At 72.3% G+C, this 23192-nt stretch carries 23 protein-coding genes and 1 riboswitch; of the genes, 15 read left to right on the forward strand and 8 right to left on the reverse strand.

Translation table 11 applies throughout. The annotated features are described in order from the left end of the window. Positions 1-4: 4 nt before the first annotated feature. On the forward strand, positions 5-1423 hold the full coding sequence (locus tag OG373_RS32030; protein ID WP_405441848.1) for a DNA polymerase IV: 1419 nt from the start codon (positions 5-7) through the stop codon (positions 1421-1423). Between the two features lie 161 nt (positions 1424-1584). On the opposite strand, the gene OG373_RS32035 is transcribed toward OG373_RS32030, so the two are convergent. Beyond that, positions 1585-1950: a PRC-barrel domain-containing protein gene (locus OG373_RS32035; protein ID WP_397734144.1), complete on the reverse strand. Its 366-nt coding sequence runs from the start codon at positions 1948-1950 to the stop codon at positions 1585-1587. 112 nt (positions 1951-2062) lie between these two features. Next, positions 2063-2161: riboswitch (glycine riboswitch) on the forward strand. Positions 2162-2357: 196 nt separating this feature from the next. Between OG373_RS32035 and gcvP the strand changes: the two genes are divergently transcribed. Further along, positions 2358-5243: an aminomethyl-transferring glycine dehydrogenase gene (gene gcvP / locus OG373_RS32040; RefSeq protein WP_405441850.1), complete on the forward strand. Its 2886-nt coding sequence runs from the start codon at positions 2358-2360 to the stop codon at positions 5241-5243. A 104-nt stretch (positions 5244-5347) separates the two neighbouring features. Here the strand turns inward: gcvP and OG373_RS32045 are convergent, their stop codons facing one another. Together OG373_RS32045 and OG373_RS32050 are read right to left on the reverse strand one after the other, a co-directional pair. After that, on the reverse strand, positions 5348-5536 hold the full coding sequence (locus tag OG373_RS32045) for a DUF5999 family protein (RefSeq protein WP_030009772.1): 189 nt from the start codon (positions 5534-5536) through the stop codon (positions 5348-5350). Positions 5537-5797: 261 nt separating this feature from the next. After that, positions 5798-6418 carry a hypothetical protein gene (locus tag OG373_RS32050; RefSeq protein ID WP_030388120.1) on the reverse strand — a complete coding sequence of 207 codons (621 nt, stop codon included), beginning with the start codon at positions 6416-6418 and terminating at the stop codon, positions 5798-5800. A 487-nt stretch (positions 6419-6905) separates the two neighbouring features. On the opposite strand from OG373_RS32050, the gene OG373_RS32055 reads away from it, so the two are divergent. From OG373_RS32055 to OG373_RS32065, 3 genes are all read left to right on the forward strand, one after another. After that, on the forward strand, positions 6906-8438 hold the full coding sequence (locus OG373_RS32055) for a glutamate-cysteine ligase family protein (protein WP_405441852.1): 1533 nt from the start codon (positions 6906-6908) through the stop codon (positions 8436-8438). A gap of 134 nt (positions 8439-8572) precedes the next feature. Next, a complete protein-coding gene (locus tag OG373_RS32060; protein ID WP_405441854.1) occupies positions 8573-9373 on the forward strand; it encodes a CPBP family intramembrane glutamic endopeptidase in 801 nt (266 codons plus the stop codon). Between the two features lie 107 nt (positions 9374-9480). Then, the gene (locus OG373_RS32065) at positions 9481-10161 is read left to right on the forward strand and encodes a hypothetical protein (RefSeq protein WP_405441855.1); all 681 of its coding nucleotides are present in this window, start codon (positions 9481-9483) and stop codon (positions 10159-10161) included. Positions 10162-10195: 34 nt separating this feature from the next. On the opposite strand, the gene OG373_RS32070 is transcribed toward OG373_RS32065, so the two are convergent. Then, positions 10196-11038 (reverse strand): PhzF family phenazine biosynthesis protein, encoded by an 843-nt coding sequence (locus OG373_RS32070; RefSeq protein WP_405441857.1) that lies wholly within the window; start codon positions 11036-11038, stop codon positions 10196-10198. A 227-nt stretch (positions 11039-11265) separates the two neighbouring features. Between OG373_RS32070 and OG373_RS32075 the strand changes: the two genes are divergently transcribed. Beyond that, a complete protein-coding gene (locus tag OG373_RS32075; protein WP_405441859.1) occupies positions 11266-11886 on the forward strand; it encodes a PadR family transcriptional regulator in 621 nt (206 codons plus the stop codon). 102 nt (positions 11887-11988) lie between these two features. On the opposite strand, the gene OG373_RS32080 is transcribed toward OG373_RS32075, so the two are convergent. Next, positions 11989-12417: an SRPBCC family protein gene (locus OG373_RS32080; protein WP_405441861.1), complete on the reverse strand. Its 429-nt coding sequence runs from the start codon at positions 12415-12417 to the stop codon at positions 11989-11991. A gap of 172 nt (positions 12418-12589) precedes the next feature. Between OG373_RS32080 and OG373_RS32085 the strand changes: the two genes are divergently transcribed. Next, positions 12590-13546 (forward strand): EamA family transporter, encoded by a 957-nt coding sequence (locus tag OG373_RS32085; protein ID WP_405441862.1) that lies wholly within the window; start codon positions 12590-12592, stop codon positions 13544-13546. A 160-nt stretch (positions 13547-13706) separates the two neighbouring features. Then, entirely contained in the window at positions 13707-14693 is a 987-nt protein-coding gene (locus OG373_RS32090) for a DMT family transporter (RefSeq protein WP_405441864.1), read from the forward strand. Here OG373_RS32090 and OG373_RS32095 read toward each other — a convergent pair. Continuing rightward, positions 14675-15391: a pyridoxamine 5'-phosphate oxidase family protein gene (locus tag OG373_RS32095; RefSeq protein ID WP_405441866.1), complete on the reverse strand. Its 717-nt coding sequence runs from the start codon at positions 15389-15391 to the stop codon at positions 14675-14677. The genes OG373_RS32090 and OG373_RS32095 overlap by 19 nt on opposite strands. Before the next feature lie 37 nt (positions 15392-15428). Here OG373_RS32095 and OG373_RS32100 point away from each other — a divergent pair, with 37 nt between their 5' ends. After that, positions 15429-16763 carry an aminotransferase class I/II-fold pyridoxal phosphate-dependent enzyme gene (locus OG373_RS32100; RefSeq protein ID WP_405441867.1) on the forward strand — a complete coding sequence of 445 codons (1335 nt, stop codon included), beginning with the start codon at positions 15429-15431 and terminating at the stop codon, positions 16761-16763. Positions 16764-16947: 184 nt separating this feature from the next. On the opposite strand, the gene OG373_RS32105 is transcribed toward OG373_RS32100, so the two are convergent. Next, on the reverse strand, positions 16948-17952 hold the full coding sequence (locus tag OG373_RS32105) for a DMT family transporter (RefSeq protein ID WP_405441868.1): 1005 nt from the start codon (positions 17950-17952) through the stop codon (positions 16948-16950). 74 nt (positions 17953-18026) lie between these two features. On the opposite strand from OG373_RS32105, the gene OG373_RS32110 reads away from it, so the two are divergent. After that, the gene (locus OG373_RS32110) at positions 18027-18947 is read left to right on the forward strand and encodes a LysR substrate-binding domain-containing protein (RefSeq protein WP_405441870.1); all 921 of its coding nucleotides are present in this window, start codon (positions 18027-18029) and stop codon (positions 18945-18947) included. A 72-nt stretch (positions 18948-19019) separates the two neighbouring features. On the opposite strand, the gene OG373_RS32115 is transcribed toward OG373_RS32110, so the two are convergent. Further along, positions 19020-19478, reverse strand: coding sequence for a pyridoxamine 5'-phosphate oxidase family protein (locus OG373_RS32115; protein WP_052873049.1), 459 nt, complete (start codon positions 19476-19478; stop codon positions 19020-19022). 76 nt (positions 19479-19554) lie between these two features. Between OG373_RS32115 and OG373_RS32120 the strand changes: the two genes are divergently transcribed. The 5 genes from OG373_RS32120 (at position 19555) to OG373_RS32140 (ending at position 23135) form a co-directional block, all read left to right on the forward strand. Continuing rightward, on the forward strand, positions 19555-20169 hold the full coding sequence (locus OG373_RS32120) for a cysteine hydrolase (protein WP_405441872.1): 615 nt from the start codon (positions 19555-19557) through the stop codon (positions 20167-20169). An 18-nt stretch (positions 20170-20187) separates the two neighbouring features. Then, positions 20188-21036 (forward strand): HipA family kinase, encoded by an 849-nt coding sequence (locus OG373_RS32125; RefSeq protein ID WP_405441873.1) that lies wholly within the window; start codon positions 20188-20190, stop codon positions 21034-21036. Next, entirely contained in the window at positions 21033-21416 is a 384-nt protein-coding gene (locus OG373_RS32130; protein WP_405441875.1) for a DUF3037 domain-containing protein, read from the forward strand. Before OG373_RS32125 ends, OG373_RS32130 begins: the two co-directional genes overlap by 4 nt. 167 nt (positions 21417-21583) lie before the next feature. Then, a complete protein-coding gene (gene fabG, locus OG373_RS32135) occupies positions 21584-22345 on the forward strand; it encodes a 3-oxoacyl-ACP reductase FabG (RefSeq protein WP_405441877.1) in 762 nt (253 codons plus the stop codon). 28 nt (positions 22346-22373) lie between these two features. Further along, a complete protein-coding gene (locus OG373_RS32140; protein ID WP_405441878.1) occupies positions 22374-23135 on the forward strand; it encodes an SDR family oxidoreductase in 762 nt (253 codons plus the stop codon). The last annotated feature ends 57 nt before the right edge of the window (positions 23136-23192 follow it).

Genomic DNA, 23192 nt, shown 5'->3' on the forward strand with positions numbered 1-23192 from the left:
GGCTGTGAGAGCCGCGCCGACCATTCTGCATCTGGACATGGATGCCTTCTACGCCTCCGTCGAGCAGGCGTCGAAGCCCAGCCTGCAGGGGAAGGCCGTCATTGTCGGCGGGCTCGGGCCTCGCGGGGTCGTCGCCACCGCCTCGTACGAGGCCAGGCGGTTCGGCGTGCACTCGGCGATGCCGATGGGGCAGGCGAGACGGCTGTGCCCGAACGGCGCGTACCTGATCCCCCGCTTCAGCCTCTACCGGCAGGTCAGCGACGTGGTGATGGCCATGCTGCGGGAGCTGTCGCCGCTGGTGGAGCCGTTGAGCCTGGACGAGGCCTTCGTGGACCTGGAGGCGGGCGGGGTCGCCTTCGACTCGCGGACCGCCCGGGAGACGGGGGAGCGGCTGCGGGCCGACATCCGGGCCGCCACGGGGCTCAGCGGGTCGGTGGGGCTGGCCGGGTCGAAGATGCTGGCCAAGGTGGCCTCCGAGGAGGCCAAGCCGGCCGGACTGCTGCTGATCGAGCCGGGGACGGAGCGCGAGCTGCTCGCGCCGATGTCGGTACGTACCCTGCCCGGCGTGGGGCCGGCCACGGGCGAGCACCTGCGCCGGGCCGGGATCACCACCGTGGGGGAGCTGGCGGAGGCGGGGGAGGACGAGCTGGTCCGGATGGTCGGCCGCTCCGCCGGGGCCGGGCTGCACCGGATGGCGCTGGGGCTGGACGACCGGCCGGTCGTCGCGGAGCGGGACGCGAAGTCGGTGTCGGTCGAGGACACCTTCGACGTGGACCTGCACGACCGGGTCCGGATCCGCGGCGAGGTGCAGCGGCTCGCCGACCGGTGCGTGCAGCGGCTGCGGGGCTCGGGGCACTCGGGGCGCACGATCGTGCTCAAGGTGCGGCGGTACGACTTCTCCACGCTGACGCGGTCCGAGACGCTGCGGGGGCCCACGGACGACCCGGCGGTGGTGCGGGAGGCCGCGGCGCGGCTGCTGGAGGGCGTGGACACCACGGGCGGCGTGCGACTGCTGGGGGTGGGGGTGACCGGGCTGGCGGACTACACCCAGGAGGATCTGTTCGCGCAGTCGCTCGCCGCTGAGCCGGACGGGGCGGAGCGGGTGGAGGGGGCGGAGGGGGCGGAGGGGGCGGCCGCGGAGGCCGGTGGCGCCGAGGCGGAGGCCGGGGGCGCCACCGGGGCCCGGGAGGCCGCGGAGACGCCCGGGGAGCCGGAGCCGTCCCCCGAGCGGCGCTGGGCGGCCGGGAGCGACGTACGGCATGCCGTGTACGGGCCCGGATGGGTGCAGGGCAGCGGGGTCGGGCGGGTGACCGTACGGTTCGAGCAGCCCGGATCGGAGCCCGGCCGGGTGCGGACCTTCCGGGTGGACGACCCCGAACTGGAGCCGTCCGATCCGCTCCCGCTGGTGGGGGAGACGGCCTAGGCCGTCTCTTTCGGATCTTGCCGGGCCCGCGACGCCCGGCACCGCACCTCGCCGCGTTGTCGGGCCCGCCCCGGTACGTCCAGTACAAGGACGACCCTCCGCCTTGCGATGCACGGCACCGGACGCCGCGGGCTCGGCCGACAAGATCCGAAAGAGACGGCCTAGGTCTCGTCGCCCGCCAGGTGGCCGAAGTCGCGGTGGAAGTCGGACGGGAGGGTCGTGTCCAGGCCGTAGTGGTGGTAGAGCTGCAGCTCCTGTTCGGGGGAGAGGTGGCGCCCGACGCCGAAGTCCGGGGCGTCCCTGATGAGGGCACGTTCGAAGGGCACCCGGAGGGTGTCGCCCACCAGCTCGCTCGGCTCCAGCGGGACGAAGGCGTCCCGGCTGAAGAGCCCGGTCCGGACCGCGGCCCATTCCGGCACACCTGTGGCATCGTCGAGGTAGACCTCGTCGATCGTGCCGATCTTGGTGCCATTGCGGTCGAACGCCTTGCGGCCGATCAGGCTGCGCGGATCGATGTCGGTCTGCACGGTCCCTCCAAAAGGTCGCAACTGGTCCGTAATGACTACAGAAGTGCATATCCGCAGCGGAGGCCACTCGGGGAGGGGCCAGAACCTCGCTGGTACGCTGGTGAGTGGCTGTCGACCCTGTGCGGGAGAGTCCTCCGAGTGAACGAGACGGAGGCGCCGAAGGAGCAAATCCTCCCCGGAATCTCTCAGGCATACGTACCGCACGGACGAGGCCACTCTGGAAAGCAGGAGCGGGTACCGGGTACGCAGTGCCGGTCCCACTCCTCACCGACGGTGAAAGCCGGACGTATCGGGCGACCCCCGTGACTCCGGTGAAACTCTCAGGTGCAGATGACAGAGGGGGAGGCCGTCCGGGTGCCAGCGCCGTGGTGCCCCTCGCAGGTCATACGACCAGGAGGCCTCCGTACATGACCGCCAACCGCATTCCGCTCTCCCAGCTGGAGCGAGGCATCCCCTTCGAACAGCGCCACATCGGCCCGGATGCCGAGGCGCAGGCGAAGATGCTCGCCCAGGTGGGCTACGGCTCCCTGGACGAACTGACCGCTGCCGCGGTACCGGATGTGATCAAGACCGCCGAGGCGCTCGACCTGCCCGAGGCGCGTACCGAGGCCGAGGTGCTGGCCGAGCTGCGCTCGCTCGCCGACCGCAACCAGGTCCTCTCCCCGATGATCGGTCTCGGCTACTACGGGACCTTCACGCCGCCGGTGATCCTCCGCAACGTCATGGAGAACCCGGCCTGGTACACGGCGTACACGCCGTACCAGCCGGAGATCTCCCAGGGCCGCCTCGAGGCCCTCCTGAACTTCCAGACGGTCGTCGCCGACCTGACCGGGCTGCCGACCTCGGGCGCCTCGCTGCTCGACGAGGGCACCGCGGCCGCCGAGGCCATGACGCTGGCCCGCCGCGTGGGCAAGGCCAAGGGCAACGTCTTCCTGGTCGACGCCGACGCCCTGCCGCAGACCATCGCCGTCATCGAGACCCGCGCCGAGCCGATCGGCATCGAGGTCGTCGTCGCCGACCTGTCCGAGGGCCTCCCGGCCGAGATCGCCGAGCGCGGCGTCTACGGCGTGCTGGTCCAGTACCCGGGCGCCTCCGGTGCCGTACGGGACATCAAGCCGGTCATCGACCAGGCGCACGCCCTCGGCGCGATCGTCGCCGTGTCCGCGGACCTGCTCGCGCTGACCCTGCTGACCTCCCCGGGCGCCCTGGGCGCGGACATCGCCGTCGGCACCACCCAGCGCTTCGGCGTCCCGATGGGCTTCGGCGGACCGCACGCCGGCTACATGGCCGTCCAGGACAAGCACGCCCGCTCGCTGCCCGGCCGCCTCGTCGGCGTCTCCGTGGACGCGGACGGCAACAAGGCGTACCGCCTGGCGCTGCAGACCCGTGAGCAGCACATCCGCCGTGAGAAGGCCACCAGCAACATCTGTACCGCGCAGGTGCTGCTCGCCGTCATGGCCGGCATGTACGCCGTCTACCACGGCCCGGACGGCCTGCGCACGATCGCGAACCGCACCCACCGCTACGCCGCCCTGCTCGCCGCGGGTCTGACGGCCGGCGGGGTCGAGATCGTGCACGGCTCGTACTTCGACACGATCACCGCCCGCGTCCCGGGCCGTGCGGCCCAGGTCGCCGCCGCCGCCCGCGAGGGCGGGGTCAACCTGTTCCAGGTGGACGCCGACCTCGTCTCCGTCGCCTGTGACGAGACCACCCTGCGCGCCGACATCGAGGCCGTCTGGGCCGCCTTCGGTGTCACCGCCGACATCGAGGCGCTCGACGCGACCACGGCGGACACGCTGCCCGAGGGCCTGCTGCGCTCGGACGCGTACCTGACGCACCCGGTCTTCCACCAGCACCGCTCCGAGACCGCGATGCTGCGCTACCTGCGCAAGCTCTCGGACAAGGACTACGCGCTGGACCGCGGCATGATCCCGCTCGGCTCCTGCACCATGAAGCTCAACGCGACCACCGAGATGGAGCCGGTGACCTGGCCCGAATTCGGTCAGCTGCACCCCTTCGCCCCGGTGGAGCAGGCCGAGGGCTACCTCACGCTCATCAACGAGCTGGAGGAACGTCTCTGCGAGGTGACCGGCTACGACAAGGTCTCCATCCAGCCGAACGCCGGCTCCCAGGGTGAGCTCGCCGGCCTGCTGGCCGTGCGCGCCTACCACCGGGCCAACGGCGACGAGCAGCGCACCGTCTGCCTGATCCCGTCCTCCGCGCACGGCACCAACGCCGCCAGCGCCGTGATGGCCGGCATGAAGGTCGTCGTCGTCAAGACCGCCGACGACGGCGAGGTGGACGCGGCCGACCTGCGCGCCAAGATCGAGCAGCACCGTGACGAGCTCGCCGTGCTGATGATCACGTACCCCTCCACGCACGGTGTGTTCGAGGAGCACGTCGCCGACATCTGCGCCCAGGTGCACGAGGCCGGCGGCCAGGTCTACGTCGACGGCGCCAACCTCAACGCCCTGGTGGGCCTCGCCAAGCCGGGTCACTTCGGCGGCGACGTCTCGCACCTGAACCTGCACAAGACCTTCTGCATCCCGCACGGCGGCGGCGGTCCGGGCGTGGGCCCGGTCGGTGTCCGGGCCCACCTGGCCCCGTACCTGCCGAACCACCCGCTCCAGCCGACCGCGGGCCCGGAGACGGGCGTCGGTCCGATCTCGGCCGCTCCGTGGGGTTCGGCGGGCATCCTGCCGATCTCGTGGTCGTACGTGCGCCTCATGGGCGGCGAGGGCCTCAAGCGCGCCACCCAGGTGGCGGTGCTCGGCGCCAACTACATCGCCAAGCGCCTGGAGCCGCACTACCCGGTGCTCTACACCGGCCCGGGCAACCTGGTCGCGCACGAGTGCATCATCGACCTGCGCCCGCTGTCGAAGGCCACGGGCGTGAGCGTGGACGACATCGCCAAGCGTCTGATCGACTACGGCTTCCACGCGCCGACCATGTCCTTCCCGGTCGCCGGCACGCTGATGATCGAGCCGACGGAGTCCGAGGACCTCGCCGAGATCGACCGCTTCTGCGATGCGATGATCGCCATTCGCGGCGAGATCGAGCGGGTCGCGGGCGGTGAGTGGCCGGCGGACGACAACCCGCTCGCCAACGCCCCGCACACCGCGGCGGCGCTGGGCGGCGAGTGGAACCACGCCTACACCCGGGACGAGGCCGTCTTCCCGGGCGGGGTCACGGCCGCCGAGAAGTACTGGCCGCCGGTGCGCCGCATCGACGGTGCGTTCGGCGACCGGAACCTGGTGTGCTCCTGCCCGCCGCTGGACGAGTACGACGCCTGACATGAAGGACGCCTGACATGAACAAGGGGCCGGTCCGGGAGTCTCTCCCGGACCGGCCCCTTCGTCGTTGCCGCGTCGGTCGGCCGCACCGGCCGCCTGATCGCCTACGCCGCCGCGAGCGGTCGGTGCGGGGCGATGATCTGGCCGTCCGGCAGAAGTTCACCGGTGTCCTCGAAGAGCAGGACGCCATTGCACAGCAGGCTCCAGCCCTGCTCCGGGTGGTTGGCCACCGGGCGCGCGGCCTCCCGGTCGGCGGATTCGGCTGACGGGCAGGCTGGCTGGTGCTGGCACATGGATGCGTTCTTTCGCTGCGTCGTGGTCTGTGTGCTACGGCTCGAAGCGTGGTTCATGGCCGTCCCCCTGGGTCATCCCCGCACCCGCGGGGAGCGTGTCATCAGTGTTCCCCCATGACAGCCGCTTCGCAGGGATTTCCCGGCAGCTGTCCTCACAGATTGATGACGCATCACTCGTGCGGGCGGTTCAGGCCAACTCCCCTGTCATTTCGGATGGTTCGCAAGTGACCCGGGTGGACTAGGCCGGATGGGTGATTCGGGTCAGGCGGCGGGTGCGGCCAGTGTGGGAGGGGTGGGTGCCGGCGCCGGGGTCAGCCGGCGGGTCAGTACGGGCAGCAGCTCGGAGACCGGGTGCGGCCGGTACGGGGCGATGCCGGGCGGGGCCGGGGCGAGCGGCACCAGCAGGTCCTCGCCGGCCGGCAGCCCGGCGGCGGCGTCGGCACCCACCGCCCCGTGCAGCCACAGGGTCAGCATGTAGAGCTCCGGGACCGACAGCAGGCGCGGCTGGTAGCCGGTGGTGAGGGACTCCGCCTGGCGCAGGGCGCGTTCGGTGGCGGTGACGTAGGGTCCCTCGAAGAAGTGGGAGAAGACCCAGCCGTCGGCGGTCAGCCGGGTGTCGGCCGCCGCGACGTAGCGGTCCCCGCTGCGGATCAGGAACCGCCAGCCGGTGAGCCGCGTGCGGGGCGGCCTGCCGCCGGCCGCGAGGTTGGACATGCCCAGCCGGTCGAGGACGTGGACCGGGAGGGGGAGTTCGGCGGTCAGCGGCCCCTGGATCGCGCGCAGGGCCGGGGTGTGCGCCTCGTGGACGGCGGTGGGGGAACCGAGTGCCGCGAGGACGCTGCGCAGGGCGGGCGCGGGAGCCGGAGGGACATGCAGCGGCATGGTGGGTCGCCTCTCACTTGGGAGACCGGTGGAACGGGGGCAGGTGCGGACTCGCATTCTGGGGCCAGAGGGGGGCCGAGGGGCAATGGCCGCGCGCCAACTCTCTGCCTCGTTTGCGGAGTTTATACGACATGTGTTCACGCAGTGTTTCGGCTAGCTGTCCCGCCTATTGCCGACAAGGCGACTACCGGACCCGCTGACATGGCATTCATGCCGGATGCGCGCGAACATGTCGCGCTGACCTCGGAGGTTACCGGACGGGGGCTCGGCTGGAAAGCATCGGTTATCCGAACAAGGCAAAGTCGGAGCGGAATTTGCATCACGCGACTTGCCAGGTGAATGTGCCGAAGCGCCCTTCGGCCAAACCGGCGCGCGCTCCTCGCCACGCACGCCCCCCGCGCGTTATGGATCACGCTGCCGGGGCATCATCGACCGTAACGCGCGCCTGGGTGTCACGGGCCAGGCCCACTCGAGGAGGGACGCTTCGATGGGGGAGAAGGTCGTGGCAGGCGGATTCGACCTGTCCGATCGGCAGCGGTATCGAAGGAAGCTCCACGAGTGTCTGGAGGGACTGGAGCGGCTCTTGGCGGAGAAGAGGTTCGATCGCCCGAAGAACATGATGGGACTGGAGATCGAGCTGAATCTCGCGGGTGCCGACGGGTTGCCGAGAATGGTGAATGCCCAGGTGCTGGAGCGGATTGCGAGCCCGGATTTTCAGACCGAACTGGGAATGTTCAATCTGGAGGTGAACGTCCTTCCGCACCGGCTCGGCGGACGGGTATTCGACCAGCTCGCCGAGGAACTCAGCGCCGGACTGGGCTATGCCCACCGGCAGGCCGCGGAGATCGACGCCGGAGTGGTGATGATCGGCATCCTGCCGACGATCTCCCGCGCGGACCTGGTCACCGCCAACCTCTCGGCGGTGGACCGCTACTCCCTGCTCAACGAGCAGATCCTGATGATGCGCGGGGAGGACTTCACGCTCGACATCGACGGCGTCGAACGGCTCATCTGGACCTCCGGGTCGATCGTTCCGGAGGCCGCCTGCACCTCCGTACAACTGCATCTGCAGGTGACCCCGGCCCGGTTCCCGGCAGTGTGGAACGCGGCGCAGGTGGTGGCCGCCGCACAGATAGCCGTCGGCGCCAACTCGCCCTTCCTGTTCGGGCGTGAGCTGTGGCGGGAGTCGCGCCCGCCGCTGTTCACGCAGGCCACCGACACCCGGCCGCCCGAGCTCCAGGCGCAGGGCGTACGGCCGCGCACCTGGTTCGGGGAGCGGTGGGTGGACTCGGCGTACGAGCTCTTCGCCGAGAACGTCCGCTACTTCCCCGCCCTGTTGCCGATATGCGACGAGGAGGAACCGCTGCGGGTGCTCGCCGAGGGCGGGGTCCCGCGGCTGCAGGAGCTGGTCCTGCACAACGGCACCGTCTACCGGTGGAACCGGCCCGTCTACGGGGTCGCTGACGGGGTGCCGCACCTGCGGGTGGAGAACCGGGTGCTGCCGGCCGGGCCGACGGTCGCCGACGTCGTCGCCAACGCCGCCTTCTACTACGGGCTGGTACGCACCCTCGCGGACGAACCGCGCCCGGTGTGGACCCGGCTGCCCTTCGCCGAGGCGGAGGCGAACTTCGACGCCGCCTGCCGGTACGGGATCGACGCGCGGCTGCGGTGGCCGCGCCGGGGCCGGGCCGGGGGGCTGGCCAGTGTGCCCGCCGTGCGGCTGGTCCTGGACGAGCTGCTGCCGATGGCGGCGGCCGGGCTGGATGCCTGGGGCATCGAGCCCGCGGACCGGGACCACTACCTCGGCATCATCGAGGAGCGCTGCCGGCGCCGGGTGAACGGGGCGACCTGGCAGGTGGACACCTACCACCGGGCGCTCGCGGGCGGGCTGGAGCGGGACGAGGCACTGGCCGCGACGACCCGCAGGTACACCGAGCTGATGCACAAGGGCGATCCCGTGCACACCTGGCCGGTCGGGCCGACGGAGGAGGTGGCCGCCTCGGTGCCGGTCGTGCGCTGATCCGCTCCGGAACCCGTCCGCCGCGTGCCCGGCGACGACCGGTCGTCCCGGTGACGCCCCCGCAGTGATCCCCCCGGTCCCCCGAGGGGGCAGTATGGGGGTGGTCGCAATGGGATGGCAGGACGGAGTCGGGCGTGCGGGCGGAGCCGGAGCCGGTGTTCGTGGGGCTGAGCGAGGACGGGCGGCGGGGGCTCCTGCGCACCGAGACACTGCTCGTCCTCGCGCTGTCGCTGGGGGCGAGCGGGGTCTCGGCGCTGATCAGCTTCCTCGGCTCGCTCACCAAGCCGGGCGGCCTCAAGGACCAGGCGGCCACGCTCAACGGCTCGTACGCGCCGGGCCGGCCCTGGCTGGACCTGGCCTGGCAGCTGTTCGGCATCGCGAGCGCCCTGGTGCCCGTACTCCTGGTGGCGCACCTGCTGACCCGTGAGGGCGCCCCCGGCCTGCGGGTGCTGGGCTTCGACCGCACCCGGCCCTGGTGGGACCTGGGCCGGGGCGCTCTCGTCGCGGCCGGGATCGGCAGCGCCGGGCTGGCCTTCTACCTGGGGGCACGCGCTGCCGGATTCAACCTCACGGTGGTGCCCGAGGCGCTGCCCGACGTGTGGTGGAAGTTCCCCGTACTGATCCTCTCCGCGCTGCAGAACGCCGTGGTGGAGGAGGTCATCGTGCTGGCCTACCTGCTGCGCCGGCTCGGCCGGCTGGGCTGGTCGCCGACGTCCGCCCTGCTGGCCAGCTCGGTGCTGCGCGGCTCCTATCACCTCTACCAGGGGATCGGCGGCTTCATCGGCAACATGGTGATGGGCGTCGTCTTCGTCCTCGCCTACCGGCGCTGGGGCCGGGTGGGACCGCTCGTCGCCGCGCATGCGCTGCTCGACCTCGTGGCCTTCGGCGGGTACGCCCTGCTCGCGGGCAAGGTGGGCTGGCTGCCCACGCCGTGATCCGGCGCGGGGTCACCCGATCGGCCGCGCGGAGCGGTGGCGGCCGCCACGGGTGGTGCGACGCTGGAGGGAAGGCTTCGTCGGAATCGGGCGAGGAGGCGTTCAGGGTGGCTGGTGCGGAGTCGCTGGTGTCCTTCGCGCCGCTGCTCGTGCCCGTGGTCTCCGGCCTGGTGGGCGGGGCCACCCTCATCGTCAAGGACCGCCGCGAGAAGCGGAGCGCCGACCACCACTTCCGTCGGCGCCTGGAGAAGGCCCAGATGGAGGTCCAGTTCATCACCGGCTGGATCGAGGCCAAGAAGCTGGCACCGACCGACGTCACCCCCGACCCGGAGCCGGGACGCTGGCTGGACGAGTGCTACGCGTCGGTACGCAGCTACGAGGCGGAGGCGGCCGCGCGGGGCGAGGGGCGGCCGGGGACGCTGCGGCGCCTGCTCCTGCTGCGCACGCTCCGCGGTCGCCCGGCCAAGGCCGTACGCGTTCTGTACTGGATCTCCTTCCTCGCCTTCAACGCGGCCTTCGCGTGGTGGGTGAGCATCCTCGTCGGCGGTCCTCCGGAATTCTTCGGGGCGGAGGACGAGACGGCCCAGCCCGATGACGTCGAGGCCCTGCTCGGCGTGACGTTCAGTTTCCTCGTGCTGGCGGTCGGCCTGTGGGCGTGGGCGGTCTACCTGGACGTGTCCGAACCCGAGGCGGGTCGCCCCTCGCGGATCGACTCGGCCGCGTGGGCGGCCACGGAGCGGCAGCGGCGGCACGACGAGGAGGAACGCGAGGGCCCGGATACGGGCTGACCGGGCGCGACCTCGTCGGCCCGTCCGTCCGTGCTCACTGTCCGGGGGCGGCCGTGGGCGCCGGTGCGAGGAGCTCACCGTCGACGACGGTGACGGCCCGGCCCGTCAGCAGGGTCCGGTCGCCCGCCAGGGTCACCCGTACGAGACCGCGCCGCGCGCCGCCCTGGAGGCCGGTCAGCTCGGTGCGTCCCAGGCGCTGCGCCCAGAACGGGGCGAGCGCGGTGTGGGCGCTCCCGGTGACCGGGTCCTCGTCGATCCCGAAGGCCGGGAAGAAGCCGCGGGAGACGAAGTCGTACCCGAGCGAGGGATCCTCGGCCGGTGCGGTGACGATCACCCCGCGCCGGGCGAAGGCGCGCAGGGCGGCGTGGTCCGGCTCCAGCTCGCGGACGGTCTTCTCGTCGGCGAGCTCGACGACGAGGTCGCCGATGTGGTCGGCGGTGTCGTGCACGGAGAGGATCGGCGGCCCACCGAGGGCGTGGTCCACGGCGGCCGGTGCCGGCACCGGGTTCAGTGAGGACGTCGGGAAGTCCATCGTGATCGTGCCGTCCTCGGCCGCCTCGGCGGTGAGGATGCCGCAGCGCGCGGAGAAGCGGATGAGTCCGGTGGCGAGTCCGCCGGTGGCCAGTACGTGGGCGGTGGCCAGGGTGGCGTGTCCGCACATGTCGACCTCGGCGGCCGGGGTGAACCAGCGCAGCGCCCAGTCGGCGTCCCCGCCGGGCGGCAGGGGATGGGCGAAGGCGGTCTCGGAGAGGTTCATCTCGCAGGCGACCTGCTGGAGCCAGGCGTCCGGGGGGAACGCGGCGTCGAGGAGCAGGACTGCCGCGGGGTTCCCGTGGAACGGGCGGTCGGTGAAGGCGTCGACGATTCGGATGCGCATGGCACGACCGTAGGGCGGTTTCTTGATCATCGACAAAGGCCAATCCGGGATGACTGGCCCGGTCGGTTCGGTGTGCCGCCGGTCGGGCCGGGGACGGGTCGAGCTCGGATCATTCGACTGTCGGCGATGCGTTCCGATATATCGTTGACAGGTCGCGAGCAGTCGCCGATAGTGGAGTCATCGGACAACCGATGAAGCAACCACAACGTGACGAAAGGAGCGCAGTCATGCGTTCACACGGACAGCACGGACACGACCACGGACATGACCACGGACGGGGCCACGACCACTGCGGGCCCGATCGTCGGGAGGGTTTCAAGGGGCGGCGCGCCGCCTTCGGCCCGTTCGGGCCGCCCTTCGGCGGAGGCCCCTTCGGTGGCCGCGGCGGACGCGGCGGACCGCGCGGCCGGGCCCGGCGCGGCGATGTGCGCGCCTCGATCCTGGCGCTGCTCGCCGACCGGCCGATGCACGGCTACGAGATGATCCAGGAGATCGGCGAGCGCAGCGGCGGGGCCTGGAAGCCCAGCCCGGGGTCGGTGTACCCGACCCTGCAGCTGCTCGAGGACGAGGGGCTCATCACCAACGCGAGCGAGGGCGGCAAGAAGCTGTTCACGCTGACCGACACGGGCCGCGCCGAGGCCGAGTCGGGTCCGGACGCCCCCTGGGCGGATGCCGGGCGCGGCTTCGACTTCGAGGCGATGCAGGAGGTCCGGACGGCCGGCGTCGGCCTGATGGAGGCCTTCGGGCAGGTCTTCAAGACCGGCTCGCCCGAGCAGCGCGAGAAGGCGCTCGTCGTCATCAATGACGCCCGCAAGAAGCTCTACCTGATCCTGGCCGACGAGCACTGAGCCCGGTCGGCCCGACGGGCGGCGACGCGCCCCGCGAGTTCCTCTCGCGGGGCGCGTCCTCGCGTACGGCGTGGGTGGCGCGCGTACCGGGTGGCGGGAGGGTCAGATGACCAGGCCGGCCAGTTTGCGCAGCGACTCGTTGAGCGCGGCGGTGGCCGAGTCCTTGAGCTTGCCCGCCATCAGGGAGACGGCGGCCCCGGTGAACTCGCCGTCGATGCGGACCGTGGTGGCCTCGCCGTCCGGGACCAGGGTGTACCGGGTCAGGACGGCCACGCCCATCGGCCCCTTGCCGGTGATGGCGAAGAGCCGCTCGGCCTCCAGCTCCGAGACCGTCCAGAGGACCTCGGCCGGGAAGCCCATCATCTTCATGTTCTCCGCGAAGGTGGCCCCGACCGCGAGGGTCTCGGGTCCGCCCGCGGGGAAGTTCGTGTGGGTCATGCTCCACTGCCCGTACGCGTCCCAGTCCGTCAGCTGGGACCAGAGCTGCGCGGCGGACGCCTCGATGCGTGATTCCGCGGTGACTTCTGCCATGCGACCACCCCTTCTCGTCGGGTACGTGCGGCGGAAGGTAGCCCCGGCGGGCGGAACATTCAATACTGACGACCTGTCAGAAATGATGGGGGCCGGCGGGGCGTGATCTCGACTCCGTCTCAACAGGTGTCATCCCCGTGACGGTGCTGACCGGCCCTGTCATGATGGCCGGATGCAAGCGTCAGGGAGAAATGCCGGACTGGGCCTCGCCCTCGTCTCGGCGTTCGCGTTCGGTGGTTCCGGTGTAGCGGCGAAGCCGCTGATCGAGGCGGGTCTGGACCCCCTCCACATGGTCTGGCTCAGGGTGGCCGGGGCAGCGCTCGTGCTGTCACCGCTGGCCTGGCGCCACCGCGACCTCGTCCTGCGCAGGCCCGCACTGCTCGCCGGCTTCGGGCTGATCGCCGTCGCGGGTGTACAGGCCTTCTACTTCGCCTCCCTGTCCCGGATCCCGGTCGGCGTGGCCCTGCTCCTGGAGTACCTGGGCCCGGCGCTGCTGCTCGGCTACATCCGCTTCGTGCAGCGCAAGCCCGTGACGCGCGGCGCCGCCGCGGGCGCGGCCGTCGCCGTCGTCGGCCTGGCCTGCGTGGTCGAGATCTGGGCCGGGCTGAGCCTGGACCTGCTCGGTGTGCTCTTCGGCCTCGCCGCCGCCTGCTGCCAGGCCTTCTACTTCGTCTTCGCCGACCAGGGCGCCGACGGGGACGACGCCCCCGACCCGCTGGGGGTCATCGCGTACGGCATGCTCGTCGGCGCCCTGGTGATGACGGTGATCGCCCGGCCGTGGGAGATGGACTGGCAGGTGCTGGGCGGTCAGGCCCTGGTGGGCGCCACCTCGGTGCCCGCGCCCTTCCTGCTCGCGTGGGTGGTGCTGGTCGCGACCGTCTTCGCCTACCTGACCGGTGTGGTCTCGGTGCGCAGGCTCTCGCCCCAGGTCGCGGGAGTGGTGGCCTTCCTGGAGGCGGTCGTCGCCACCGTGTTCGCCTGGATCCTGCTCGGCGAGCACCTCTCGACCTGGCAGATCGTCGGCGGCGGTCTGGTGCTCGGCGGCGCCTTCATCGCCCAGTCCTCCCGGCCGGCCCCGCCGGCCGAGCTCCAGCCGGCCGTGCTGGACCGCGAGACGACCACGGCCTAGGGTGGCGATCATGCATTCGACCGTGCTTCCGCCTCCCGCCGCCTAGCGCGGGCGGCGCCACCACGTCAGGTACCCGGCCGGGGAGCCCCCGGCGGGTCCGTGCTGCCCGCGAAGCGATGACCTGCTTCTTTCATCCTTCACGCATGCGCGGAGACATCTCGTGTCGAACCATTCGCCCGCTGCCGGGCGCAGTCTGCTGTACCTCGTCGTCGCCGGAGCCGCCTGGGGCACCGCCGGGGCGGCCGCCTCCCTGCTCTTCCTGGCCAGTGACCTCGGCCCGCTCGCCCTGTCCTTCTGGCGGTGCGCGGGCGGGCTCGCGGTGCTGCTCGCCGTGCTCGCCGTACGCGGGTCGCGGTCGCGGTCCCGCTTGCGGTCCCGCCCCGGCCCGTCCCGGGTGCGGCCCTCGACGGGTTCGCTGATCGTGACCGGGCTGCTGTTCACCGTCTTCCAGGCCGCGTACTTCGCCGCCGTGCGGGACACCGGTCTCGCCGTGGGCACCGTGGTCACCCTCGGCGCCGGGCCCGTGATCATCGCGCTGGGCGCCCGCTCCTGGATGGGCGAGCGGCTCGGCCTCGGCGGCGGGCTCGCCGTCGTCGGCGCGCTGGCGGGCCTGGCGGTACTCGTGCTGGGCAGCGGCGGCGGTGAGGTGCGCCCGCTCGGTGTCGGCTGGGCGCTGCTGTCGGCCGCGGGGTACGCGGGGATGACCCTGCGGGCCCGGTGGCTCGGGCAGCGCGGAGCCGGCGGTGACCCGCTGGTGACCACCGCCTGGTCGGTCGCGGTGGGCGCGGTGTGCCTGCTGCCGCTCGCCGCGGTGGAGGGGCTGCTGCCGCACACCGCCGATCTCGGCCGGGTGCTGTGGCTGCTGGTGTACGTGGCCACCGTGCCGACGGCGCTGGCGTACGCCCTCTACTTCACCGGAGCCGCCGCCGTGCGGGCCGCGACCGTGTCGGTGATCATGCTGATCGAGCCGGTGAGTGCGGCGGTCATCGCCGTCCTGGTCCTCGGGGAGCGGCTGACCGGCGCCGTGGTGCTGGGCACCGTACTGCTGCTGACGGCGGTGGGCGCGCTCATCGCGGCGGAGTCCCGGCAGCCGGTCAGCGCGGCGCCCACCTCCGTGCGGCGGACCCCTCAGAGCGCGGCGAGGTAGTCCGGGAGGGCGATGCCGGGGTCCAGGTCCGCGGCGGGCACCGGGGTTCCGTACACCGGGGCCACCGGGATCACACCCGCCCAGTGCGGCAGGCCCAGGTCCTCGGCGTCGTCGTTGGTCGGGCCGGTGCGGAGCTTCGCGGACACCTCGGTCAGGTCCACCCGGATCACCGCGGTGGCGGCGAGCTCCTTGGCGTTGGCGGGCCGGATGTCCCCGGAGCGGCCCGGGGCGACGGAGTCGACCATGGCGTCCAGCGCCGTCCGGCACTCGGCCTCGTCGGTGACCTGGTGGGCGGTGCCGTGCACGACCACCGAGCGGTAGTTGAGCGAGTGGTGGAAGGCCGAGCGGGCCAGAACCAGTCCGTCGACGTGGGTCACGGTCACGCAGACGGGGAGCCCCGGGTCCGTACGGCCGGCCGCGAGCAGCGGGCGGGAGCCGGTGGAGCCGTGCATGTAGAGCGATTCACCGACCCGGGCGAACAGCGTGGGCAGGACCACGGGTGCGCCGTCGCGGACGAAGCCGAGGTGGCAGATGTAGGCCTCGTCGAGTATCGAGTGCACCGTCTCGCGGTCGTAGCGCGCCCGGTCGCGGGAGCGGCTGGGGACGGTGAGGGCGGTGGGCTCGTAGCTTCCGGTGGACTCGGGCCTCTCGGTCCCTTCCGTCGTCCCGGGCGTTTCCGTGGCAGGCGTGGCGGTCATAGTGCCGACTCCATTGCACTAGTGCATACTGTTGTTTGTGCTAGGAGACTATCGGATCACGGGGCGCCGCGCAGCGGATATCGCCGCCGGAGTGGAGGCGGGCGTGGCTTCGGGCGCGCTCCCGCCCGGTTCATTGCTGCCGCCCATGCGGGAGCTGGCGGGCGATCTGGGGGTGAACCCCAACACCGTGGCCGCCGCCTACCGGACCCTGCGCGAGCGCGGGGTCATCGAAACCGACGGGCGACGCGGCAGCAGGGTGCGGTCCCGCCCGTCGAGCACGCCGCGCGACGCGCTGCGGATGGTGGTTCCGGAGGGCGTACGGGACCTCGCCGAGGGCAATCCGGACGTGTCGCTGCTTCCCGCGCTCGACGGACCGCTGGCGGCGGCCGCACGGCGGTACGCGCAGGCGCCGACCCTCTACGGAGCCGGCCCGGTCGCCCCTGAGCTCGCCGGGCTGGCCCGGGCCGACTTCGACTCCGACGGGGTGCCGCCGGGGCCGGTGGCGGTCACCTCGGGTGCGTTGGACGGGATCGAACGGGTACTCGCCGCCCACCTGCGGGCGGGCGACGCGGTGGCCGTGGAGGACCCGGGGTGGGGCGGGGCGCTGGACCTGGTCCCGGCGCTCGGGCTGCGCGTGCTGCCGGTGGCCGTGGACGACGACGGGCCGCGGGTCGACGCCGTGGCCCGGGCGCTGGCCGCCGGTGCGCGGGCCCTGATCGTGACCGCGCGGGCGCAGAACCCGACCGGGGCCGCGGTCGGTGCCGAGCGGGCGCGGGAGCTGCGGGCCCTGCTGGCGCAGCACCCCGAGGTCCTGCTGATCGAGGACGACCACGGCCACGGGATCGTCGACCTGCCGTTGCACCCGCTGGGCGGGGTCACCCGGCACTGGGTGCTGGTGCGGTCCACCGCGAAGGCGTACGGGCCGGACCTGCGGCTCGCGGTGCTGACCGGCGACGCGGTCACGCTGGACCGGCTGCGGGGCCGTCAGCGGCTGGGGCCGGGCTGGGTGAGCCGGATCATCCAATACGCGGTGGTGGAGCTGTGGACCTCGGGCGCGGTGGACCGGACGGCGGTGGCCCGCTCGTACGCACAGCGGCGCGACGCGCTGGTCGAGGCGCTGCGGGAGCGGGGGGTCGCGGCGCACGGGCGCAGCGGCCTGAACGTCTGGGTGCCGGTGGTCGACGAGACGGTGGTGGTGACCCGGCTGCTCGCCGCCGGATGGGCGGTGTCCCCCGGGGCCGTCTTCCGGGTCGAGGCGGGGCCGGGGGTACGGCTGACGGTCTCGCAGCTGTCGGTCGCCGAGGTGCCCGGCCTGGCGGACGCGGTGGCCGCGGCGGCCAGTGTGGGGGCGGCGGGCGTGCGCTACGACTGAGCCGGACCTCGGGGCCGGGCCGGGCGCGGGGGCCGGGTCGGCCCACGCGGCTCGGCAGGGCCGACCCGGCTCGTGCGGCCCGGTCCCGTCCTGGCGACAGGACCTGGGGGCCGATCCGGGGCGGGTCGGGTCGGCCGGGCCGCGGGATCCGGCAGGGTGATCGCCCGGAGGTCGTCAGGACGGTTCAGGCGGGTCTGCGGGCCCCGGGGCGGGTCTGGGTGAGGGCCGCGCCCGCCAGCACGATCGCGGCGCCGACGGGGGTGTTCCAGTGGAGCTGCTCGCCGAGGACCAGGACGCCCGCCGTGGTGGCGATCACCGGGATGAAGTAGGTGACCATCTGGGCGGTGGTCGGTCCGACCTCCGTCACCAGCCCGTACTGCATCTGCAGCGCCATGCCCGTGCCGAGGGCGCCCAGCGCGATCACCGACAGGGTCGGCCAGAGCGGGAAGGAGCTCGGCGCCGAGGTGAACAGGGCGCTGACGAGCGCGAGCTGGAGCGTGGAGATCATGAGCTGGCCGCCGGTCAGGGCCACCGGCGAGCCCGGGGTCCCGGCCAGCGTGCGGCGGACGTAGATCCAGCCGATGGGGTAGCAGAGCGAGGCCAGCAGGGCGAAGGCGGTGCCCTTGGCGTCGACACCGGAGAAGCCCTGCCAGGCGCCGAGCACGGTGAGCACGCCGAGGAAGCCCAGGCCCAGTCCGGCGAAGCGGCGACGGGTGGGGCGGTCCTCGGACAGGGCGACCAGCGACAGCGCCATGCCCCACAGAGGCGAGGTGGCGTTGCAGATGCCGGCCAGGCTGGAGGGGATGCTCAGCTCCGCGTACGCGAAGAGCGAGAAGGGGGCGGTGTTGAGCAGGAGCGCCGCCACGCTCAGGTGGCCCCAGGTGTGCAGCCCCCGGGGGAGCGGCTCGCGGCGGACCAGCAGCACGGTGAGCAGGGCGAGCGCGCCGAACAGGACCCGGCCCAGTGCCACCTGGAAGGGCGCGTAGGCCTCCGTGCCGACCTTGATCAGGAGGAAGCTGAAGCCCCAGATGACGGAGAGGATCGCGAACCGGACCCGCCAGTCGAGGAGGCCGCCCCGGCGGGGCCGGGTCGGGGCGGCGGTGGCGGTCGCCGTCGTGGCGGTGGCGGTCGGGGGTGTGGTCGGGGCGGAGCCCGGGAGGGCCGGCCCGGGGGTGGTCGGTACGCTCATGCCCCTTACTGTGCTCGTATCAACTTCGTAGGACAAGCGAGAGTTTCTCTCGGTGAAGCCGTAGCATTGCTTACATGTTGAACCTGGAGCGCCTGCGCACCCTCGACGCCCTCGCACGGCACGGCTCGGTCAGCGGCGCGGCCGACGGTCTCCACGTCACCACCTCCGCCGTGTCCCAGCAGATGGCCAAGCTGGAGCGCGAGGTCGGCCAGCCGCTGCTGGCCAGGAACGGGCGCGGGGTCAGGCTCACCGACGCCGGGCGGCTGCTCGCCGATCACGCCGCCCGGATCATCTCCCAGGTGGAGCTCGCCCAGGCCGACGTCGAGGCCCAGCGGGGCTGCGCCGTGGGCGAGTTGCGGATCGGCGCCTTCCCGACCGCCATGCGCGGCCTGCTGCCGCAGGCCCTGGCGGCGCTCCGCACCGCACATCCGGAGCTGCGGGTCCGGGTGCGCGAGCAGGAGCCCGAGGAGAGCATGGCGGCCGTCGTGCGCGGGGACCTCGACCTGGCGCTGGCGATCGACTGGCACAACAAGCGGATGCCGGTACCCGCCGAGCTCACCCGGACCCATCTGCTGGACGACACCGTCGACATCGCGGTCCCGGCCGGCCATCGGCTGGCCGACCGGACGGGGAGCGCCGCTCCCTCCGGAATCTCCCTCGCCGAGTTCGGCGAGGACGACTGGATCTCCTGGAACGAGGGGCAGTTCTGCCACGAGTGGCTGGTCTTCACCCTGCGCGGCACGGGCATCGAGCCGCGCATCGCCCACATCGCCGAGGAGCACCACACCCAGCTGGCCTTCGTGGAGGCCGGACTCGGCGTGTGCGTGGCGCCGAAGCTGGGCCGCGGCCCGGTGCCGTCGGGGGTGCGGCTGCTGCCCGTCTGCGACAGCGTGCGCCGCCACGTGTACGCGGTCTGGCGCGCGGACGCCGACCGGCGGCCCTCCATCCGGGCCGCCGTCGACAGCCTGCAGCAGGCGGCCGCAGGGCTCCGCTGACGGCCCGTACCCCCCCGTTCCCGTACCCCTCCGTCCCCGTACCTGTACCCCTCCCCGTCGGGCTCTCGCGCCCTACAGCTTGCGGAAGTCCCAGGAGACCACCGACTCGGGCGTGAGGCGGATCCAGGCGTGCCGACCGTCGTGCGGCATCTCCTCGATCCCGAAGTTCTTGACCGGGAAGATCCGTTCGGCCTCGGCCAGTTCGGGGCACGGCTCGCCCGTGCGCGGGGCCTCGCCCACGAAGACGGCGCTGCCGGACAGCTCCACGCCGCGCAGCTCGTCGTAGGACTCGCCCGCGTCCACGACCACCGAGATCCGCGGGTCCCCCCGCAGGTCGGACCAGCGCCGGCTGCGCGTGATCGAGTACAGCCACAGCGAGCTGCCGTCCCATGCGAACCACAGGGCGCCCACGTGCGGGCGCCCGTCGGGGGAGACCGTCGCCACCCGGCAGGTCCGCTGCTCGCGCAGGAACGCGTCCACTTCCGTGTCGCTCATCATGATGCGGCGGCCCCGCCGCTGAGTCTCGTCCATCCGTCCCGCGCCCCTTCACATCTGACTGTGTGTCAGGAATCATGAGGGCTCTTCCGTCGCCACGCCAGGGGGAGCCATGCCGGATCTCGATCCCGCCACCACCGCGCTGCTCACCGTCGAGTGCCAGAACGGTGTGGTGGGCGAGGAGAGCGCGCTGCCCGAGCTCGCCAAGGAGGCCCGGGACTCCGGGATGCTGGCGCGGGTGGCCGCGCTGGTCGACGCCGCACGCGGGGCCGGCGTACAGGTGCTGCACGCCGTCGCCGAACGGCGGCCGGACGGACGCGGGGCGAACGCCAACGCACGGCTGTTCCGGGCCGCCGGCAGGCTGCCGGTGCGCCAGCTGACCGGGAGCCCCGCGGTGGAGGTCGCCGCCCCCATCACGGTGGCCGAGCAGGACCTGGTGGTGCGCCGGCTGCACGGCCTCTCCCCGATGGCCGGCACCGACCTGGACGCCCTGCTGCGCAATCTCGGCATCCGCACCCTCGTCGTCACCGGGGTCTCCTCGAACATCGCCATCCCGAACACCGTCTTCGACGCCGTCAACCTCGGCTACCGGGTGGTGGTCCCCGCCGATGCCATCGCCGGGGTGCCCGCCTCCTGCGCCGCCGAGGTGATCCGCAACTCCCTCGCGCTGGTGGCGTCCGTCACCACCGCCGAGGAACTGCTTATGCAGTGGGCTCCCGCGACCTGACCCCCGTAACCTGGGCGGATGCTGTCCGAAGTGATCGCGACCCGTTATGTCACGCCCCTGCGTGAGGGCGGCTCGCTCCCGGGAATCGTCGAGGCCGACGACCTCGGTACCTACGTCATGAAATTCACCGGAGCCGGCCAGGGCCGCAAGACCCTGGTCGCCGAGGTCATCTGCGGCCGCCTGGCCCAGCGGCTGGGGCTGAGGGTCCCGCGGTTGGTGCAGATGCAGCTCGACCCCGTCATCGGGCTCGGCGAGCCCGACCAGGAGGTCCAGGAGCTGCTCAAGGCCAGCGGCGGGCTCAACCTCGGTATGGACTACCTGCCCGGCTCGATCGGCTTCGACCCGCTGGCGTACCAGGTGGACCCGGTCGAGGCGGGGCGCGTGGTCTGGTTCGACGCCCTCATCAACAACGTCGACCGGTCCTGGCGCAACCCGAACATGCTCGTCTGGCACGGGGACGTCTGGCTCATCGACCACGGTGCCACCATGATCTGGCACCACAACTGGCCCACCGCCGCGGCCGCTGCCGCCAAGCCCTACAACGCCTCCGACCACGTACTGGCCCCCGTGGGCCCGGACATCGCCGCCGCGGCCGCCGCGCTCGCGCCGCTGGTGACCGAGGAACTGCTCATGGAGGTCGCGGCCGACGTCCCCGACGAGTGGCTGGTCGACGAGCCCGGCTTCGACTCCACCGACGCGCTGCGCCGCGCCTATGTGGAGGCGTTGCTCCCGCGTGCGGCCACGATCCACGAGAGGATCTCCATGGAGGCCGAGGTGAAGGCACCCGCCGGACCTCCCGGCTGGCTCACCGACCACCTGCCGGAATGGCCCCACAAGACCCACCAGAAGAAGAGCGACAGCGAGTGACCAAGCGGGACGTGTTCGAGTACGCGCTGGTGCGCGTGGTGCCCCGGATGGAACGGGGCGAGTGCTTCAACGCCGGCGTGATCGTCTACTGCCGGGCGCACACGTACGTCGCCGCGCGCATCCACCTCGACGAGGCGAAGCTCCTCGCGCTGGATCCCGGGGCCGACGTGGCCGGGGTACGGGCCGCCCTGCGCGGGGTCGAGGGCGTGTGCAGCGGCGGGGCCGAGGCGGGGCAGGCGGCGGGGGACGACGCGGGGCGGCGGTTCCGCTGGCTGATCGCGCCGCGCAGCACCGTGGTGCAGCCGGGGCCGGTGCACACCGGCCTCACGGCCGACCCGGCCGCGGAGGTGGAGCGGCTCCTGGACCTGCTGGTCCGCTGAGGGGGTTCGGGGGCCCCGCCCCCGAACCCCCCGCGCCACAAACGCCGACGGGGCCGGTCGAGCGGCGTTGACACCGGGTGCCAGGGCTCCTAGCGTCTCCTCAGCTGAAGCTACTAAGCGGTTGCTCACCTCTGGGCGGCCGCCTCTCAAGGGCGAGGAGATCCAGCATGTCCACCACCGAGCAGCGCGTCGCGATCGTGACCGGGGCGGCCCGGGGCATCGGCGCGGCCACCGCCGTACGCCTGGCCGCCGAGGGTCGGGCCGTCGCCGTACTCGACCTCGACGAGGCGGCCTGCAAGGACGCCGTCGAGGCCATCACGGCGGCCGGCGGCAAGGCCCTGGCGGTCGGCTGCGACGTCTCCGACGGCGCGCAGGTGGAGGCGGCCGTCGCGCGCGTCGCGAGCGAGCTGGGCGCCCCGACCATCCTGGTCAACAACGCGGGCGTGCTCCGCGACAACCTGCTCTTCAAGATGAGCGAGACCGACTGGGACACGGTCATGAACGTGCACCTGCGCGGTGCCTTCCTGATGTCCAAGGCCTGTCAGAAGTACATGGTGGAGGCCCAGTTCGGCCGCATCGTGAACCTCTCCAGCAGCTCGGCGCTCGGCAACCGCGGCCAGGTCAACTACTCCGCGGCCAAGGCCGGTCTGCAGGGCTTCACCAAGACGCTGGCCATCGAGCTCGGCAAGTTCGGCGTCACCGCCAACGCCGTCGCCCCCGGGTTCATCGTCACCGAGATGACCGCCCAGACGGCCGCCCGTGTCGGCATGGGCTTCGAGGACTTCCAGGCCGCCGCCGCCACCCAGATCCCCGTCCAGCGCGTCGGCCGCCCGGACGACATCGCCAACGCCATCGCCTTCTTCACGGGCGACGCCGCGGGCTTCGTCTCCGGCCAGGTCATGTACGTGGCCGGCGGCCCGCTCAACTGACGAGTCCACCAGAGACAGGGCGTACGACATGACGTACAGCGGTATCGACAGCGGCAAGGTCGCTCTGATCACCGGGGCGAGCCGGGGCATCGGCTACGGCGTGGCGGAGGCGCTGGTCGCCCGGGGCGACCGGCTCTGCATCACCGGGCGCAGCGAGGAAGCCCTCAAGGAGGCCGTCGAGCGGCTCGGCGCGGACCGGGTCATCGGTGTCGCCGGCAAGGCGCACGACGAGGCCCACCAGGCCGTCGCCGTCGAGCGCACGATGGAGGCCTTCGGCCGCGTCGACTTCCTGGTGAACAACGCCGGCACGAATCCGGTCTTCGGGCCCATCGCGGACCTGGACCTCGGGGTCGCGCGGAAGGTGTTCGAGACCAATGTGATCTCGGCGCTCGGCTTCGCCCAGCGGACCTGGCACGCCTGGCAGAAGGACAACGGCGGTGCGATCGTGAACATCGCCTCGATCGCCGGCATCTCCGCCTCGCCCTTCATCGGCGCCTACGGGATGAGCAAGGCCGCCATGGTCAACCTCACCCTCCAGCTCGCGCACGAGATGGCGCCCGGAGTCCGGGTCAACGCGATCGCCCCCGCGGTGGTCAAGACGAAGTTCGCGCAGGCGCTCTACGAGGGCCGGGAGCAGGAGGCGGCGGCGGCCTACCCGCTCGGCCGGCTCGGGGTCCCGGAGGACATCGGCGGGGCGGCCGCGTTCCTGACATCTGCACAAGCGGAATGGATCACGGGGCAAACTCTCGTCGTGGACGGAGGGATGTTCCTCAATGCCGGGGTGCACTGACCGATAATCGGACGTATTTGCCTCCGGAAGGGAGGTAAATGCATAACGAATATGCAC

It is taken from the genome of Streptomyces avidinii (assembly GCF_045161815.1).
GTDB classification, from domain to species: domain Bacteria; phylum Actinomycetota; class Actinomycetes; order Streptomycetales; family Streptomycetaceae; genus Streptomyces; species Streptomyces avidinii.